The organism is Prevotella scopos JCM 17725, from assembly GCF_018127785.1.
GTDB lineage: Bacteria > Bacteroidota > Bacteroidia > Bacteroidales > Bacteroidaceae > Prevotella > Prevotella scopos.
Genome location: NZ_CP072389.1, coordinates 503,784 through 518,908, shown reverse-complemented (window position 1 = coordinate 518,908; position 15,125 = coordinate 503,784). Strand labels below are relative to the sequence as shown.

General features: G+C 39.6%; 13 protein-coding genes and 1 pseudogene. 10 read left to right on the top strand and 4 right to left on the bottom strand.

Annotated features, from left to right (window positions below):
* Positions 1-294 precede the first annotated feature (294 nt).
* A complete protein-coding gene (locus J4856_RS01930; RefSeq protein WP_025839858.1) occupies positions 295-1,938 on the bottom strand; it encodes a diphosphate--fructose-6-phosphate 1-phosphotransferase in 1,644 nt (547 codons plus the stop codon).
* A 267-nt stretch (positions 1,939-2,205) separates the two neighbouring features.
* On the opposite strand from J4856_RS01930, the gene J4856_RS01925 reads away from it, so the two are divergent.
* From J4856_RS01925 to J4856_RS01900, 6 genes are all read left to right on the top strand, one after another.
* Positions 2,206-2,478: a hypothetical protein gene (locus tag J4856_RS01925; RefSeq protein WP_025839859.1), complete on the top strand. Its 273-nt coding sequence runs from the start codon at positions 2,206-2,208 to the stop codon at positions 2,476-2,478.
* Positions 2,478-3,029: a 1-acyl-sn-glycerol-3-phosphate acyltransferase gene (locus J4856_RS01920; RefSeq protein ID WP_025839860.1), complete on the top strand. Its 552-nt coding sequence runs from the start codon at positions 2,478-2,480 to the stop codon at positions 3,027-3,029. The genes J4856_RS01925 and J4856_RS01920 overlap by 1 nt, the downstream gene beginning before the upstream one ends.
* A gap of 7 nt (positions 3,030-3,036) precedes the next feature.
* Positions 3,037-5,625 carry a golvesin C-terminal-like domain-containing protein gene (locus J4856_RS01915; RefSeq protein WP_025839861.1) on the top strand — a complete coding sequence of 863 codons (2,589 nt, stop codon included), beginning with the start codon at positions 3,037-3,039 and terminating at the stop codon, positions 5,623-5,625.
* Between the two features lie 38 nt (positions 5,626-5,663).
* Positions 5,664-5,993, top strand: a complete 330-nt coding sequence (locus J4856_RS01910) for a hypothetical protein (RefSeq protein WP_025839862.1) — start codon at positions 5,664-5,666, stop codon at positions 5,991-5,993.
* Positions 5,994-6,078: 85 nt separating this feature from the next.
* Positions 6,079-8,208 (top strand): YgiQ family radical SAM protein, encoded by a 2,130-nt coding sequence (locus J4856_RS01905; RefSeq protein ID WP_065368033.1) that lies wholly within the window; start codon positions 6,079-6,081, stop codon positions 8,206-8,208.
* A gap of 112 nt (positions 8,209-8,320) precedes the next feature.
* Positions 8,321-8,836 (top strand): hypothetical protein, encoded by a 516-nt coding sequence (locus tag J4856_RS01900; RefSeq protein WP_234967287.1) that lies wholly within the window; start codon positions 8,321-8,323, stop codon positions 8,834-8,836.
* Here the strand turns inward: J4856_RS01900 and J4856_RS13085 are convergent.
* A pseudogene (locus tag J4856_RS13085) lies at positions 8,827-9,036 on the bottom strand (plasmid mobilization protein); the annotation flags it as partial. The gene J4856_RS01900 and the pseudogene J4856_RS13085 sit on opposite strands and share 10 nt — an antisense overlap.
* A gap of 822 nt (positions 9,037-9,858) precedes the next feature.
* Between J4856_RS13085 and J4856_RS01895 the strand changes: the two are divergent.
* From J4856_RS01895 to J4856_RS01885, 3 genes are read left to right on the top strand one after another with little or no spacing between them, the layout of a single operon-like run.
* Complete coding sequence (locus J4856_RS01895; RefSeq protein WP_004359500.1) at positions 9,859-11,424, top strand: acyl-CoA carboxylase subunit beta; 1,566 nt, start codon at positions 9,859-9,861, stop codon at positions 11,422-11,424.
* 17 nt (positions 11,425-11,441) lie between these two features.
* Complete coding sequence (locus tag J4856_RS01890) at positions 11,442-11,591, top strand: hypothetical protein (protein ID WP_004353441.1); 150 nt, start codon at positions 11,442-11,444, stop codon at positions 11,589-11,591.
* 9 nt (positions 11,592-11,600) lie between these two features.
* Positions 11,601-12,029 (top strand): biotin/lipoyl-containing protein, encoded by a 429-nt coding sequence (locus J4856_RS01885; RefSeq protein WP_025839864.1) that lies wholly within the window; start codon positions 11,601-11,603, stop codon positions 12,027-12,029.
* Between the two features lie 842 nt (positions 12,030-12,871).
* Here the strand turns inward: J4856_RS01885 and panD are convergent.
* Entirely contained in the window at positions 12,872-13,216 is a 345-nt protein-coding gene (gene panD, locus J4856_RS01880; protein WP_025839597.1) for an aspartate 1-decarboxylase, read from the bottom strand.
* A gap of 3 nt (positions 13,217-13,219) precedes the next feature.
* On the bottom strand, positions 13,220-14,071 hold the full coding sequence (gene panC, locus J4856_RS01875; protein ID WP_025839599.1) for a pantoate--beta-alanine ligase: 852 nt from the start codon (positions 14,069-14,071) through the stop codon (positions 13,220-13,222).
* A gap of 227 nt (positions 14,072-14,298) precedes the next feature.
* Here panC and J4856_RS01870 point away from each other — a divergent pair, with 227 nt between their 5' ends.
* Complete coding sequence (locus tag J4856_RS01870; protein WP_025839600.1) at positions 14,299-15,108, top strand: glycogen/starch synthase; 810 nt, start codon at positions 14,299-14,301, stop codon at positions 15,106-15,108.
* Positions 15,109-15,125: the final 17 nt, after the last annotated feature.

Genomic DNA, 15,125 nt, shown 5'->3' with positions numbered 1-15,125 from the left:
TTTCTCTTCATGAAAAACGAATTAGTATCGTATTCGAACAAGTTGATGATGGGAATTCAATTGGATACTATATGACCACGTAAATCAAGACTATTAAGTACTACTTATAACCATAAAATATGTCTCTATTCTTTACATTAATACAATAATAGAAGAATAAGAATTAAATGAATTATTAATTCTATTGTCAACTCATTAAATAGTTATAAGACATGACAAAGTTTATGTTGTATAAAGCAAAAGAAGAAACAGAGGATATAATTACCCCTCTATTTCTTCTTTATAAATATACTATTACTTAGCCTGCTCTAACTCAAGTGTCTTGGTAGTCAAATCACATACTGAAGAAGGACCCCAATACTGGATAGGACCTGGATAAATGTAGCAAGTCTCTTTAGCCCATTTCTCACGCTGAGCAGCAAAAGTCTTGAATGGAGCACCATCAAGCTCAACAAGTGCCTTACGAATAACAGGTTTCATCTCACCATTACGTCTCTCCATATTCATCATCATAGTGATTGGCACACCTCCTGCCTTCCACTGATCAGCACTTGCAGTTGTGTTCTTAACGATAGCCATGTAACCAGTCTTGCCATTTGCAATCAACTGAGCTGCAGATGAACCAAGTGCGTAACAGTAGTCTGCATCAAAGTTAGAAGGAGCTGCACAACGACCCTCGTAACCAAAGAAGTGGTGCAAAGGAGAGAACTTACCATTGTACTTACCTTCCTTCTTCCACTGATCAAGCTTAGCTGCAACCATCTCAGAGATAAGCTTTTCTGTCTCGATGAGAGATACCTGTACGTTTCCGTGTGGGTCACGATCGAGAGAAAGCTGACGAGCAACACCCTCTGGAAGTGTCTCAAATGTAGCCTTGTTCTCTGCAGAAAGGTGTTCAAGGATATACTTACGCTGTGCATCCTTGTCAAGGTTCAAATAATCAGCGCCATGAGCAGCGAGCAAATCATTCAACTCCTGAATCAAACGACCGATAGCAGGAATAAACTCGATAAGACCTTCTGGAATCAAAACAACACCGAAGTTGTTGCCCTGCTCTGCACGGTATGCAACAACACCTGCGATATACTCAACGATATCATTCAAAGTCTGATCCTTAGATTCAATTTCCTCAGATACCAAGCAGATGTTTGGCTGAGTCTGCAAAGCACACTCAAGAGCGATGTGAGATGCAGAACGACCCATCAACTTGATGAAGTGCCAATACTTACGAGCAGAGTTACAGTCACGCTCAATGTTACCAATAAGCTCAGAGTATGTCTTAGTTGCTGTATCGAAACCGAAAGAAGTCTCAATCTGATCGTTCTTCAAGTCGCCATCAATAGTCTTAGGGCAACCAATAACCTGAACACCATAATTCTTAGAAGCATAGTATTCTGCCAATACACAAGCATTGGTATTAGAGTCATCACCACCGATGATTACAATAGCCTTAATATCCAACTGGCGGATAATCTCAAGACCCTTCTCAAACTGCTCTTCCTTCTCGAGTTTAGTTCTACCAGAACCAATCATATCGAAACCACCAGTGTTGCGGTAAGCCTGAAGATTTTCTGCTGTAATCTCAATGTATTTGTGATCAACAAGACCACCAGGACCCATGAGAAAACCATAAAGACGGTTTTCTGGGTTTAACTTCTTAACCTCATCAAAGAGACCAGAAATAACATTGTGTCCACCAGGAGCCTGACCACCTGAGAGAATGATACCAACGTTAATCTTAGCATTGTTTGCTGCGTCAGATGGAACAAACTCTACGAGAGGCATTCCGTACGTGTTAGGGAATAACTTCTTGATTTCCTCCTGATTGTCAACACTCTGTGTAGGAGCACCTTCCTTCACCTTTACTGCACCCTGAAGAGCCTTTGGTAACTTTGGCTGATAGCCTGCTCTTTCCTTCTGCAATGCGCTAATTTCCATGTGTTTAATTTAAATGATTTAAATATAATGATTTGTTTTATATCTTTAATTCCGATAATTAAATGCAAACGAGAACAAAGGAAGTTTACCTTCACTTTGTCATTACATCATATCTTCTGCAAAATTACCTTTTTTATCCGATAAAAGAAAAGAAAAAAAGCTAAATTAAAATTTTAACTCTATTTTTATGTGAGAAAGCTTTGCTTTTCTATTTTTTTATTTATCTTTGAACGTTAATATGTAAAATATAGCTATTTAGGATTAAATATGAGTAACAAAAGAGATTTGAAACGCACCATCAATTATATTTGTGGTGATTTGTTCACAGAGGGTATCGCAGCATCTCTCTATGGTGAAAATCGTGATAATGACAATACAGAGGCTATCCTCACTGCCATCTTGGTAATGCACAGCAACTACATCAGACGCGTGTCTCATGTTCAACCTGGTATGCCTGCTAAAGTCTATTTCAAAGACTTAAAGGATAAGTTTAGTAAAGAAGTCAATGAGATTGTTGATCAACTCAATAACCTTGCATAATGTTACAAGCTTTATCTAAGTGGCTTCTTTATAATTTTATGGGGTGGAAGAAGGATGTTAGGTTTACTTTGCCTGACAAAGCTATTATTTGCCTTGCACCTCATACGAGTAATCTTGATTTTCTTATAGGACAACTTTATGCCCGGGCTGAAAAACAGAAAAGTAATTTCCTCATGAAGAAGGAATGGTTTTTCTGGCCACTAGGTCCTATCTTTCGAAGTCTTGGAGGTATTCCTGTATGGCGTGATAAGAAAACGAGTATGACAGACAGATTAGCTGATTATGCAATGAAGGCTGATAAGTTTCAACTTTGTATTACTCCAGAAGGTACCAGAAGTTTAAACCCTGATTGGAAGAAGGGCTTTTATTATATTGCTTTAAAAGCTCAACTGCCTATCTATCTATATGGTTTAGATTATGAACGGAAACTGATAGAGTGTTCTAAGGTCATAACACCTTCAGGTGACATAGAAAAAGATATGAGGGAAGTCAAATTGTATTTCAAAGACTTTAAGGGTAAACATCCAGAATTGTTTACGATTGGAAACTAGACGGATAATGAAGATAAAACTACTGTTTACAGCACTTCTTGCAATATCGTTTGCGAATACCTTTGCACAAGTGGGTAAATCAACATGGGGGAAAACCAATTATGACGATGCGCCTTGGGTGAAAAATGTTTCTCGCCCAAATGAAATAACAGAGGGATTACAAAACAGACATCTTTCTGTTTGGTCGTCCCATGGAAAATATTATGATGCAAATAAAGGCGGATGGAAATGGCAAAGACCCATCTTGTTCTGTACCACGGAGGACCTTTATACACAAACGATAGTTCTTCCTTATCTCATTCCAATGCTTGAGAATGCAGGCGCCATTGTCTTTACACCACGTGAAAGAAACTGGCAAAAGAATGAAATTATAGTTGATAATGATAGTCGTATCGACTATAAGGAAGAAAGTATGAAGAAGAAGTGGGCTACTACATCCACAAAAGGTTTCGCACTACATTATGGCAGCTATAACGATGGTGAGAATCCATTTACAGCAGGTACAGCGCGACAAGTTAAAGCAAGAAAGCGTAACAGTAAGCTTAGTTCAGTCGTCTATCAACCAACCATCCCTGAAACTGGACGCTACGCTGTCTATGTAAGTTATCAAACACAAAAGAAAAGTGTTGATGCAGCTGAATATATTGTTTTTCACAAGGGACAAGAAACTCATTTCCGTGTGAACCAGCGTATGGGTGGAGGCACATGGGTTTATCTTGGTACGTTTGATTTTGACAAAGGAAATAGCATCAATAACTCTGTTGTTTTGACAAATCATAGTTCTCGTAGAGGCATTGTCACCACGGATGCCGTTCGCTTCGGTAGTGGTATGGGCAATATTGTTCGTGGTGGAACAATAAGTGGCGTTCCACGCTTCCTTGAAGGAGCAAGATACTCAACACAATGGGCTGGAGCTCCATGGAGTGTCGTCAGCAAGAGTAATGGTTCTAATGATTATAACGACGATATCAACTGTCGATCATTGATGACGAATTGGCTTGCAGGAGGCTCTTGTTATCTCCCTGATAAGAAGGATGGGAAAAAGGTTCCTATTGAACTCACATTGGCCATACACAGCGATGCTGGCGTAAAAGCTGATGATAGTTTTGTAGGCACTTTGGGCATCTGTACAACACAAAGTGGAGACAACACTTTAGGTGATGGTCTTTCACGTAAGGTTTCTAAGACCTTTGCAGAACAGTTGGTAGCCAATGTTAAGAAAGATTTAGATAATGCTTTCCACATGAATTGGACTACCCGTTCCATTTGGGATCGCAACTACAGTGAAACTCGTCTTCCCGAAGTGCCATCAGCAATCCTTGAAACTCTTTCGCATCAAAACTTCCCTGACATTAAGTTAGGACAAGACCCTAATTTCAAGTTTACTTTAGCACGCTCAGTTTATAAGACCATCTTGAAATATGAAGCAAACATGCATGGTAAGACTTATACGGTTCAACCACTTGCTCCACAAAACTTCAAGATTGAATATGTATCTTCTAAGAAAGTGAGATTACAGTGGAGGCCTACCTCTGACACTAGTGAACCATCAGCTAATCCAACATCCTACAATGTTTATGTTGCAATGGGAACAAGAGGATTTGACAATGGTGTGAATGTTAGTAATCCTTATTTTGAGATAGACTTGCTGCCAGGTGTTGTATATAACTTTAAAATAACAGCTTGTAATCGTGGCGGAGAAAGCTTCCCAACAGCTACACTTTCAGCCTTATACAATGAAGGAGCAAAACAGACAATTCTCATTATCAATGGCTTCCATCGTCTTTCTTCTCCCGCAGTTGTCAACACAAGTACAGAACAAGGCTTCGACCTTGAAGCTGACCCAGGCTTAAGCTATGGTCCTGTGGCTGGATGGACAGGAAGGCAAGCCAACTTCAATAAAGCTATGATGGGCAAAGAAGGTCCTAATGCCTTAGGTTATGGTGGCGAGGAACTTGTTGGTAAGATTATTGCGGGTAATGACTTCAATTACGTTAAAGATCACGCAGAAGCTTTACGATATGCCGGAAAATACAATGTTGTAAGTTGTGATAGTAAGGCTGTGGAGTATAATGAAGTAAACCTTACTAAATATGCAATGATCGACTTACTCCTTGGCAATGAAAAGGATGATGGACATAGTTTGTATTATTACAAAGCTTTCAAGCCTGCACTTTGTCAACAACTATCAAAGTATCTAAATGCACATGGTAAGCTCTTTGTCAGCGGTTCTTATCTTGCATCCGATATGCAAGCTGTTGATGAACAGGAATGGTTGAGAAACAACCTTAAGATATCCTTTGATGGTGCAAACTATGACAACTATAATTCTGTAGTAAGTGGTATGGGAATGTCCTTCGATGTTTATCGAACTATTAATGAGCAGCATTACGGTGCTTACACTCCTGACAACATCTTACCTGCTGACAACGCTTTCAGTACATTAACTTATGCTGATGGACGGACAGCTGCTGTGGCATATAAAGGAACTGACAATAGTGTCTTCACATTATCATTCCCCTTCGAGTGTATCAAGGATGCTGCAACACGCAATAGCATCATGAAGGGTATTGTAACGTTTCTGATGAAGAAGTAATAACAAAGAAATTGGAATAATCTAAAAGCGTAAAGACTATGTATAAAATTCAAGCAAACGCTTCGGGAACACGAAGCATTGAGGTTACTGACAACCATCTTGAGACTATTCAGAAGTATTCACTTCTTTCTGGATTGGTTGATTCCAATGGTATTATCGACGAGAACATCCTCGATAAACTGAAATTCAATGTTCGTGGACTTCTTGAGTCAGAACCTGGTAAAGATAAAGACTTATTGAATTTATGTCTTGATGTCATCTATAATCAAAACATGAAAGCCATCGGACTTAAAAATCTTGTTTTACTCTACAAAGAATGGGGCGTTTCGCATAAAGACGCTGAAGAGGAAAACAAAGAAACAATTTGAATAGTAAACAACTAGGTAGAATAAGGTTCAGATTCTCATAAGTCAATAATACACTCACAGATAACTTTAATTAAAACAAAGACATTTGAGTTCACAAAAAGAAAATAAAAAAACTGCAAAGCAGCATAAAAAAGTAACAGCAACCAAGCGACAAGATAGAGAAGAGGCTGTTAAAAATGAGACTAAGACAGCCAGACCTTCAAGATTTCAGCTAACAGACTTCCTCCCTACTACAAAGAGAGAGGTTGAACTCCGTGGTTGGGATCAGTTAGACATTATCCTCTTTTCTGGTGATGCCTATATTGATCATCCTGCCTTTGGAGCAGCTGTTATTGGCAGAACCCTTGAAGCAGCAGGGTACAAGGTAGCTATCGTACCACAACCTGATTGGCATGGTGACTTCCGCGACTTTAAAAAGTTGGGGCGGCCACGTCTCTACTTCGGTATATCACCAGGCGCCATGGACTCGATGGTAAACAAATACACAGCCAATCGTCGTCTGCGTTCTGAAGATGCATACTCTCCTGATGGCAGACACGACTTGCGCCCAGAATATCCAAGCATCGTTTACTCGAATATCCTCAGACAACTCTATCCAGATGTACCTATTGTCTTAGGTGGTATTGAGGCTTCGTTGCGACGTCTCACCCACTACGATTATTGGAAAGATTGTCTTCGCAAGAGTATTCTCTGTGATGCACGTGCCGATATGATTATCTATGGCATGGGTGAAAAACAAGTGGTAAGGATTGCACAGGAGTTGGAAAATGGTGCTAATATCAAAGACCTGAAACATATTCCACAAACAGTTTATCTTTGTAAAGAATCAGATATTCCAGAAGGAATTAAGGCGGATGATATCGTACTCCATTCACACGAATCTTGTTTGCATAATAAAAAGTATCAAGCGGAGAACTTCAAATACATAGAGGAAGAATCGAACAAGAAACATGCACAACGAATTCTGCAAGCTGTTGACAATGTCTATGCTGTTGTTAATCCTCCCTACCCGACAATGACAACAGAGGAGGTAGATGCGGCATACGATCTCCCTTACACACGTGAACCACACCCAAAATATCGTGGTAAGACAATCCCTGCTTACGAGATGATTAAACACAGTGTGAATATTCATCGCGGATGTTTTGGAGGTTGCTCATTCTGTACGATTTCTGCACATCAAGGTAAGTTTATCAGTTGTCGTTCCAAAGAAAGTATCTTAAAGGAAGTAAAGCAGGTTATGCAGATGCCCGATTTCAAGGGCTATCTCTCTGATCTTGGTGGTCCATCAGCAAATATGTATGGTATGGCGGGTAAGAACCTGAAAGCTTGTGAGCATTGTAAACGTCCAAGCTGCGTAAACCCAGAAATATGTCCTAACCTTGAAACTGACCACACCAAACTGCTTGAAATCTATCATGCAGTCGACGAATTGCCTGGAATCAAGAAGAGTTTTATCGGTTCTGGTGTACGTTACGACCTTCTCCTGCACAAGAGTAAGGATGAGAAGAGTAACGAGGCTGCCAGACAATATACTCGCGAGCTAATAACACGCCATGTTAGTGGTCGTTTGAAAGTTGCGCCAGAGCATACATCAGATCGCGTATTGGGACTTATGCGTAAGCCGTCGTTCCAACAATTCTATGCTTTCAAGAAGATTTTTGACCGCATTAACCGTGAGGAGAATATGCGACAGCAGATAATTCCTTACTTCATATCTTCTCACCCTGGCTGTCAGGAGGAGGACATGGCAGAGTTGGCGGTACTGACAAAAGACCTTGACTTCCATTTGGAGCAGGTGCAGGACTTCACCCCTACCCCAATGACTGTTTCTACAGAAGCTTGGTACACGGGCTATGACCCTTATACCCTCGAACCAATCTTCTCTGCAAAGACACCAAAGGAGAAACTTGCACAGCGACAATTTTTCTTCTGGTATAAGCCTGAGGCACGCCGTGACATTGAGCGAGAGCTTCACCGCATTGGACGTAGTGACTTGATTGCTAAGCTCTATGACAATGTTCCGAAGCGACACCCTCGTGCGGTCTATGATCCTAAGGCAATTGGAAGTACACCCGACATTCCAAACAAAAAACGGAAGGGAAGAGAGGAAAAACCAACAGAGAATCGCAGAAAATCTGCTAAACAAAATGGGAAACAGCCAAAGAGTTTCAATCCAAACTTTTCTGGTAACCATCGTCGCAGACAAAAATAAAAATGCAAGAAGGGTGATATGTCATTTAATGACGTATCACTTAATCCTATTTGTATATGAAAATGAAAAAAAAAGTCATTATTGTATCACCTAATCCTATTTGTATATGAAAATGAAAAAAAAAGTCATTATTATATGTTTCCTGATAATTGCATTGTGTGTATTATTTCTTGAAGTCTTAAATATATCAATTGGTTATTATGGATATGGCTATGATGGAGCAAGAATGTTTTCTTTAACTAAACAGGAATCCAAAAATAATGGTGTATTTGTCAAGGATGTAAAATATAAAGTGTCCCCACTATTACATGTAAAAAGTATTTTTGTTGAAAAGGGATTTAAATGGGACAACTTCATGAACATGCACGCAATCAAGCTAACAAAAAAGGATGATACTGGAAATAATCACCCAGAACTCCCATACCAAATAATAGTTGAATATGATAAATATAACTATGATGATAGTGTTTACTGTATCGTAACCCCATATAATAAGAAACTAAAGAATAGTCATTTCAATGATACTTTGTTTTTTAGAGTTTCTATTTCTCCCTTGAATAATATAACGCACACAAGTTATTACACTCTTAAGGTGTGGGATGATACGAAAAGAGATGATATTAGGTAGTGTCTGAAACTCTCCCCGAGGATTCGGGCACGGACAAAATCGGATTTGCTTACGACACCCGATATATTGTATAAGGCAATGACACGCAGCTGGTCTTTCACGTCGGTCATACGGGTGTCCCATCTATACCAGCATGGCACTTCCTCTGTCTCTCTGTGTCCGTAACGATTGTTGTTGGCTACTTCTAATTTTAGCCTAATCTTATGTTTTATTCTGTTATCTAATCACGACTTTGGAGTGATTTAATCCCCTTTCGGGGCAAGGGTCTTTGTGGTACAAATGGTAATTTGTGGTACAAAGACACACCTTGTTTTTTTTAACTTATAACAATAAAGTGAAATTAAAAAGGGCTTTCCACCCTATTATTTAGCGCATCAAATAATCTAAACACAACTAAGAAAAGGACTACTAAAAACAAACATTTACTGGTAAAATATTACAACAAAAAGAAGATGAAAAAGCACAGCAAATCATCGAAATAGAAGTTTTTTTAGCGCAATCACAACCAATTAGTTTTCAACCAGTTACACAACCACCCAATAAAAGGTGCTTAATTAGACTTCAAAAGGGCGTTAGTAAGACCTCAAAAGGGCATCTCTTACAAGTCAATTAAGCCTTAATTAGAAGCTAAAAGAGCATCTTTTATTTTTCATGATGTGAATTTTCATTACAAAATAGAAGTGTGAATGATAAACACAGAACGATTAGCAACCTATCGCTTTATCAATAACTCAAAAAACATTTATCATCATCAGAATAGCATGTAACAGATACATCTTGTCTATTAAACACCATCTTTTTCCCACGGAGTTATGTAATTAGATACGGATAGAAGTCATTAAACGTAAAACCTTAACAATATTTAAAGAGGTGAAGATAACTATCTCCACCTTTTTTAGTAAATTTGCATTTGATTCTGTTATAAGGTCTTTTTAACTCATTGCGAGTATAATGAGTTGAAGGTTACAGATGATAATTGAAGTAAAAACAAGAAGCTATAAATAAGAAAATAAATTCAAATTATGAGTAAGCAAACAGAAAAGATCAAGGCACTCGTGGAGAAGCGCGAGTTGGCACGCTTAGGTGGTGGTCAGAAGGCCATCGACAAGCAGCATGAGCGCGGAAAGTACACTGCACGTGAGCGTATTGAAATGCTGGTTGACAAAGGCAGCTTCGAAGAATACGATATGTTCAAACTCCATCGTTGTCATAACTTCGGTATGGAGAAGAAGCAGTACCTCGGTGATGGTGTTGTTGCTGGTTCAGCAACTATCGACGGCCGTCTCGTCTACCTCTATGCACAGGACTTCACCGTAAATGGTGGTTCGCTTTCTGAAACAATGGCTCAGAAGATCTGCAAGGTAATGGATATGGCTATGACCAACGGTGCACCAGTCATCTGTATGAATGACTCTGGTGGCGCACGTATCCAGGAGGGTATCTCTGCTTTGGCAGGTTACGGCGAAATCTTCGAGCGTAATATCCTCGCTTCTGGTGTTATCCCACAGATCTCAAGCATCCTTGGTCCATGTGCCGGTGGTGCGGTTTACTCTCCAGCATTGACAGACTTCATCATCATGAAGGAGCAGACAAGTTACATGTTCCTGACTGGTCCTAAGGTTGTAAAGACCGTAACTGGTGAAGATATAGACGCAGAGCACCTTGGTGGTGCAAGCGTTCACGCTTCAAAGAGCGGTGTAACAAGCTTCACAGCTAAGACTGAGGAAGAGGCAATGGACCTTATCAAGAAGCTCCTTTCTTACATTCCTTCAAACAACCGCGAGGAAGCACCACGTGTAGAGTGTACCGACCCTATCGACCGCAAGGAAGATCTCTTGAACGAGATTATCCCAGACGATCCTAACCAGGCATACGATATGTACAAGGTAATTCAGGCAGTAACTGACAACGGAGAGTTCTTCGAGGTTCAGCCAAAGTTTGCTAAGAACATCATCACTGGTTTCGCTCGTTTCAATGGTCAGAGTGTTGGTATCGTAGCTAACCAGCCATCAGCCTACGCAGGAGTATTAGACACCAACGCAAGCCGTAAGGGTGCGCGCTTCGTTCGTTTCTGCGATGCTTTCAATATACCAATCGTTTCACTTGTTGACGTTCCAGGTTTCCTCCCAGGTACTGGTCAGGAGTATAACGCTGTAATCCTTCATGGCGCACAGTTGCTCTATGCTTACGGTGAGGCTACAGTTCCAAAGATTACTATCACATTGCGTAAGAGCTATGGTGGTTCACACATCGTTATGGGTTGTAAGCAGCTTCGTTCTGACCTCAACTTCGCATGGCCAAGTGCAGAGATTGCCGTTATGGGTGCATCTGGTGCTGTTGCCGTTCTCTGTGGTAGAGAAGCTAAGGAAGTTAAGGAGCAGGGTGGCGATGTTAAGCAGTTCCTCGCAGAAAAGGAAGAGGAGTACTCAGAGAAGTTTGCTAATCCATATCAGGCTGCTCAGTTCGGCTACATCGATGATGTTATCGAACCACGCAACACTCGTTTCCGCATCTGCCGTGGCTTGGCTCAGTTGGCTCATAAGAAGCAAGACTTACCAGCAAAGAAGCATGGCTGTATGCCAATGTAATCAGGAGGCACGCAACTATGGATAAAAACGTATATGCAGCTATTGCAATGGCACTCTATGAGTTTGCCGGAAACAATGTTCACGATAACGAACCAGGTATTATCACTATTCTGCCAAAGCAGACAATGTGGGATGCTAAGTTCGAGATAATGACAAAGAAACCATAATAGACAACAATGAAAGAATTCAAATATACTATCGACGGCAAGGAATATAAAGTCGAGATTGGTGAGATTAATGCCGAGAATGTTGCAGAAGTATCTGTCAACGGTGAGCAGTATGCAGTACAGATGGAACAGCCTGCTGAACCAGAGAAGAAGAAGGTTGAGCTTGGTAAGCCAGCTGCTGCTGAAGCAAGTGAGGAGGCAACTCCTGCAGTTGCAATCAACAGTTCTGCAGCTATTAAGGCACCTCTTCCTGGAACAATCACATCTATTGAGGTTGCTGTCGGTCAAGAGGTAAAGGCAGGCGACACTGTTGTTGTCCTTGAGGCTATGAAGATGCAGAACAACATCGAAGCTGAGAAGGATGGCAAGGTAACTGCTATTGCAGTGAAGGTCGGTCAGGCTGTGCTTGAGGACGACCCATTGGTTGTTATTGAATAATTCTGCTATCAGTTGACATTCGTCACTGATGCTATTATCATTATCTTAAGAGGGTGTGTCATTACGACATACCCTCATTTTTTTGATAATAGGACTCTATAACGAATCGTTTGGGTAATTCGTTATAGAGCCTAAGATGTCACAAGATATAGCCTCTAACTAAACACAACTCCAAATTAACCTTAGTTTTAATACGCTTAACGCACATTCTATCCCTACCCTCCAATATACAACAATGATATTAATCTATTGGTGTCCGATAAAACTTTTGAGGAGTTATCTGTATTAGATAAAATAGACTTAAACTTATGATTTCATTAATTTATTTGGTTATTATAAGGCTTCCCTTGTCAAAATAAGCACATTTTATAATGCTTACAGTTTAAAACTGAAAACCAAGCCCATGGATAAGTAAAACGGCTGCAACACCGATGGGTAAAGAGATACAGAACTTTCAGTTTATTTTTATCGGACAGCAATAATATTAATCCTTCGCACATGTGGTGCATACCATCCGCACCATAAGTGCTAAGCACCCGCACCACATGTGCTAAGCACCCGCACCAAACCGATGGAATATCAATACACAACCAACATGATTCGTTATAGAGCCGATAATAGTATATCAATATATAGGACATAGAAAAACACACAATCACATTTCTTTTTTCCAAGTAGGCAGATGATTATCTATTATTAAGTTACACCTTATTAATAAACAATATCCTTATCTTACTCTGAAAGAAGAAATGTGATTGTATGTTTATATCAGCAAGGACGCTACGCCCTACACTTACATCATCAAAGGGTTAATCCTTTAGTTAATTCTGTTTTCTATCTGTTTATAGTCGATTGCCTTCCTTAGGGAATACAATTGAAGGCTTGAAGGTTTTTGCTTCTTCAAAATCCATCAATGCATAAGAGATAATAATCACCTCATCCCCTACTACAACCTTGCGAGCTGCTGCACCATTTAGGCAAATACAGCCAGAACCTCTTTCTCCCTTAATAATATAGGTTTCAAAGCGTTCACCATTGTTGTTATTCACAATTTGAACCTTCTCACCTGCTATCATATTAGCAGCATCCAACAAGTCTTCATCAATGGTAATACTACCCATATAATGAAGGTTTGCCTCTGTGACTATAGCACAGTGTAACTTACTTTTTAATACTTCAATCAGCATTTTTTATCCTCTGTATTTTATGTGATCAATAAGACGAATTGGTGTGTGACCACAATAAACAGTAATACAACCTACAACATACGCTTCCCATGTATTCACTTCAAGGAGCGTGTTGCCATCTACAATATCAAAATACTCTACTTCAAGACCATCAATAGCATTAATATCCTTAATAACTTTATCATGGGTTTCAGCAACGCTGTGAGTCTTAGAAAACTCAACACTATTGCTTAGAGCCTCGTATATCTTCGGTGCTATTGCACGCTCCTCGAATGTTAACAACATGTTACGTGAGCTCATTGCTAATCCATCAGCCTCACGAACGATAGGACATTCTACTATCGTGAGTTTGTCATTCATACCAATGAAGTGTACAAGGCGTTTGATAACAGCAATCTGCTGCCAGTCTTTCTCACCAAAATAAGCTTTATCAGGATGAACAATATAAAATAACCTACTGACAACTTGACACACACCATTGAAGTGGCCAGGCCGTTTAGCTCCTTCCATCACAGTTGATTGTGGTGGAAAATCGAATTGACGATGGTCAGGTTTTGGGTAGATCTCCTCAACTGAAGGGGCAAACACAAAGTCTGCTCCACAAGCTTCAAGAAGCTGACAATCAGCTTCTAATGTACGAGGGTAGCGTTCTAAATCACCCTTATCATTAAATTGTGTAGGATTAAGAAATACAGAAACGACCGTTACATCATTGTCTTTAACACTTTGTTTCACAAGTGATGCATGACCAACATGCAATGCACCCATCGTTGGAACTAATCCAATAGATTTATTTTCTTTACGACAAGAGAATAGTTCGTTCTGAAGTTCAACAATCTTTTGAATAACTTTCATCAGTCACTAAAATTAAAATCACTGCAAAGTAACAACAAAATAATTAAATAGACGAGATTTTAATTAAATAATCTCAATGTGTCACACTTTTTATTTGTTTTCAAGAGAAAGCAAGAGATGTCTCGTTTTTTTTTAGTACCTTTGCAGAAAATAAGTTGCGCATTGAAAAACTATCATTCTTTGCGTTAGCTTACAGTAGTTGCTGATATAAAAAACCAACATAAAGAATGGGAAAAAAAGTATTATTTGTTAATCAAGAAATCATGCCTTACGTGCCTGAGACAGAGATGTCATACTATGGCTCTGAAATGCCTCATATTATGCAGGAAGCTGGATATGAAATCCGTACTTTTATGCCAAGATGGGGGAATATTAATGAACGCAGAGGACAGTTGCATGAAGTTATTCGCCTTTCAGGTATGAACTTGATTATAGACGATACTGATCATCCATTGATTATTAAGGTGGCAAGTATTCCTCAGACACGTATTCAAGTTTATTTCATTGATAACGAAGATTATTTCCAAAAACGTCCAGCAATGACAAAGGATGAATTGGGTAATGACTATGCTGACAATGGAGAACGTGCAATCTTCTTTGCAAGAGGTGTGCTTGAAACGGTTAAAAAGCTAAGATGGGCACCTGACGTTATTCATTGCCAGGGATGGATGTCTTCAGTTATTCCATTCTATGTGAAAACGGCCTACAAAGATGAGCCACAATTTGCCAACTCAAAAGTTGTAACTTCACTCTTTGAAGACCAACCACAAGGTAGCTTAGGTGCGAATTTTAAACATTGTCTAGAATTCCGTGATGTGAAAGCAAAACTGTTGAAGAACTATAGTGATGACTTTAATTTCATGGAATTAGGTAAATTTGCGATTGACTATTCTGATGGTGTCATTGGTACTAGCGACAAAGTTAATGCTGATCTTATCAACTATGCTAAGACGAATGACAAGCAACTATTGGAGCATACAATTGACGATGCTAAACTGAAAGATAAGTATTCAGAGTTTTATGACAAATTGTTCTAAAATTCTTTGAGTTATAC

Coding starts and splice junctions, on each gene's coding strand:
- panC (WP_025839599.1), bottom strand. CDS start 14,071: ATGAAAGTTATTCAAAAGATTGTTGAACTTCAGAACGAACTATTCTCT.
- J4856_RS01910 (WP_025839862.1), top strand. CDS start 5,664: ATGTATAAAATTCAAGCAAACGCTTCGGGAACACGAAGCATTGAGGTT.
- J4856_RS01885 (WP_025839864.1), top strand. CDS start 11,601: ATGAAAGAATTCAAATATACTATCGACGGCAAGGAATATAAAGTCGAG.
- J4856_RS01915 (WP_025839861.1), top strand. CDS start 3,037: ATGAAGATAAAACTACTGTTTACAGCACTTCTTGCAATATCGTTTGCG.
- J4856_RS01930 (WP_025839858.1), bottom strand. CDS start 1,938: ATGGAAATTAGCGCATTGCAGAAGGAAAGAGCAGGCTATCAGCCAAAG.
- J4856_RS01920 (WP_025839860.1), top strand. CDS start 2,478: ATGTTACAAGCTTTATCTAAGTGGCTTCTTTATAATTTTATGGGGTGG.
- J4856_RS01900 (WP_234967287.1), top strand. CDS start 8,321: ATGAAAAAAAAAGTCATTATTATATGTTTCCTGATAATTGCATTGTGT.
- J4856_RS01895 (WP_004359500.1), top strand. CDS start 9,859: ATGAGTAAGCAAACAGAAAAGATCAAGGCACTCGTGGAGAAGCGCGAG.
- J4856_RS01890 (WP_004353441.1), top strand. CDS start 11,442: ATGGATAAAAACGTATATGCAGCTATTGCAATGGCACTCTATGAGTTT.
- J4856_RS01925 (WP_025839859.1), top strand. CDS start 2,206: ATGAGTAACAAAAGAGATTTGAAACGCACCATCAATTATATTTGTGGT.
- J4856_RS01870 (WP_025839600.1), top strand. CDS start 14,299: ATGGGAAAAAAAGTATTATTTGTTAATCAAGAAATCATGCCTTACGTG.
- panD (WP_025839597.1), bottom strand. CDS start 13,216: ATGCTGATTGAAGTATTAAAAAGTAAGTTACACTGTGCTATAGTCACA.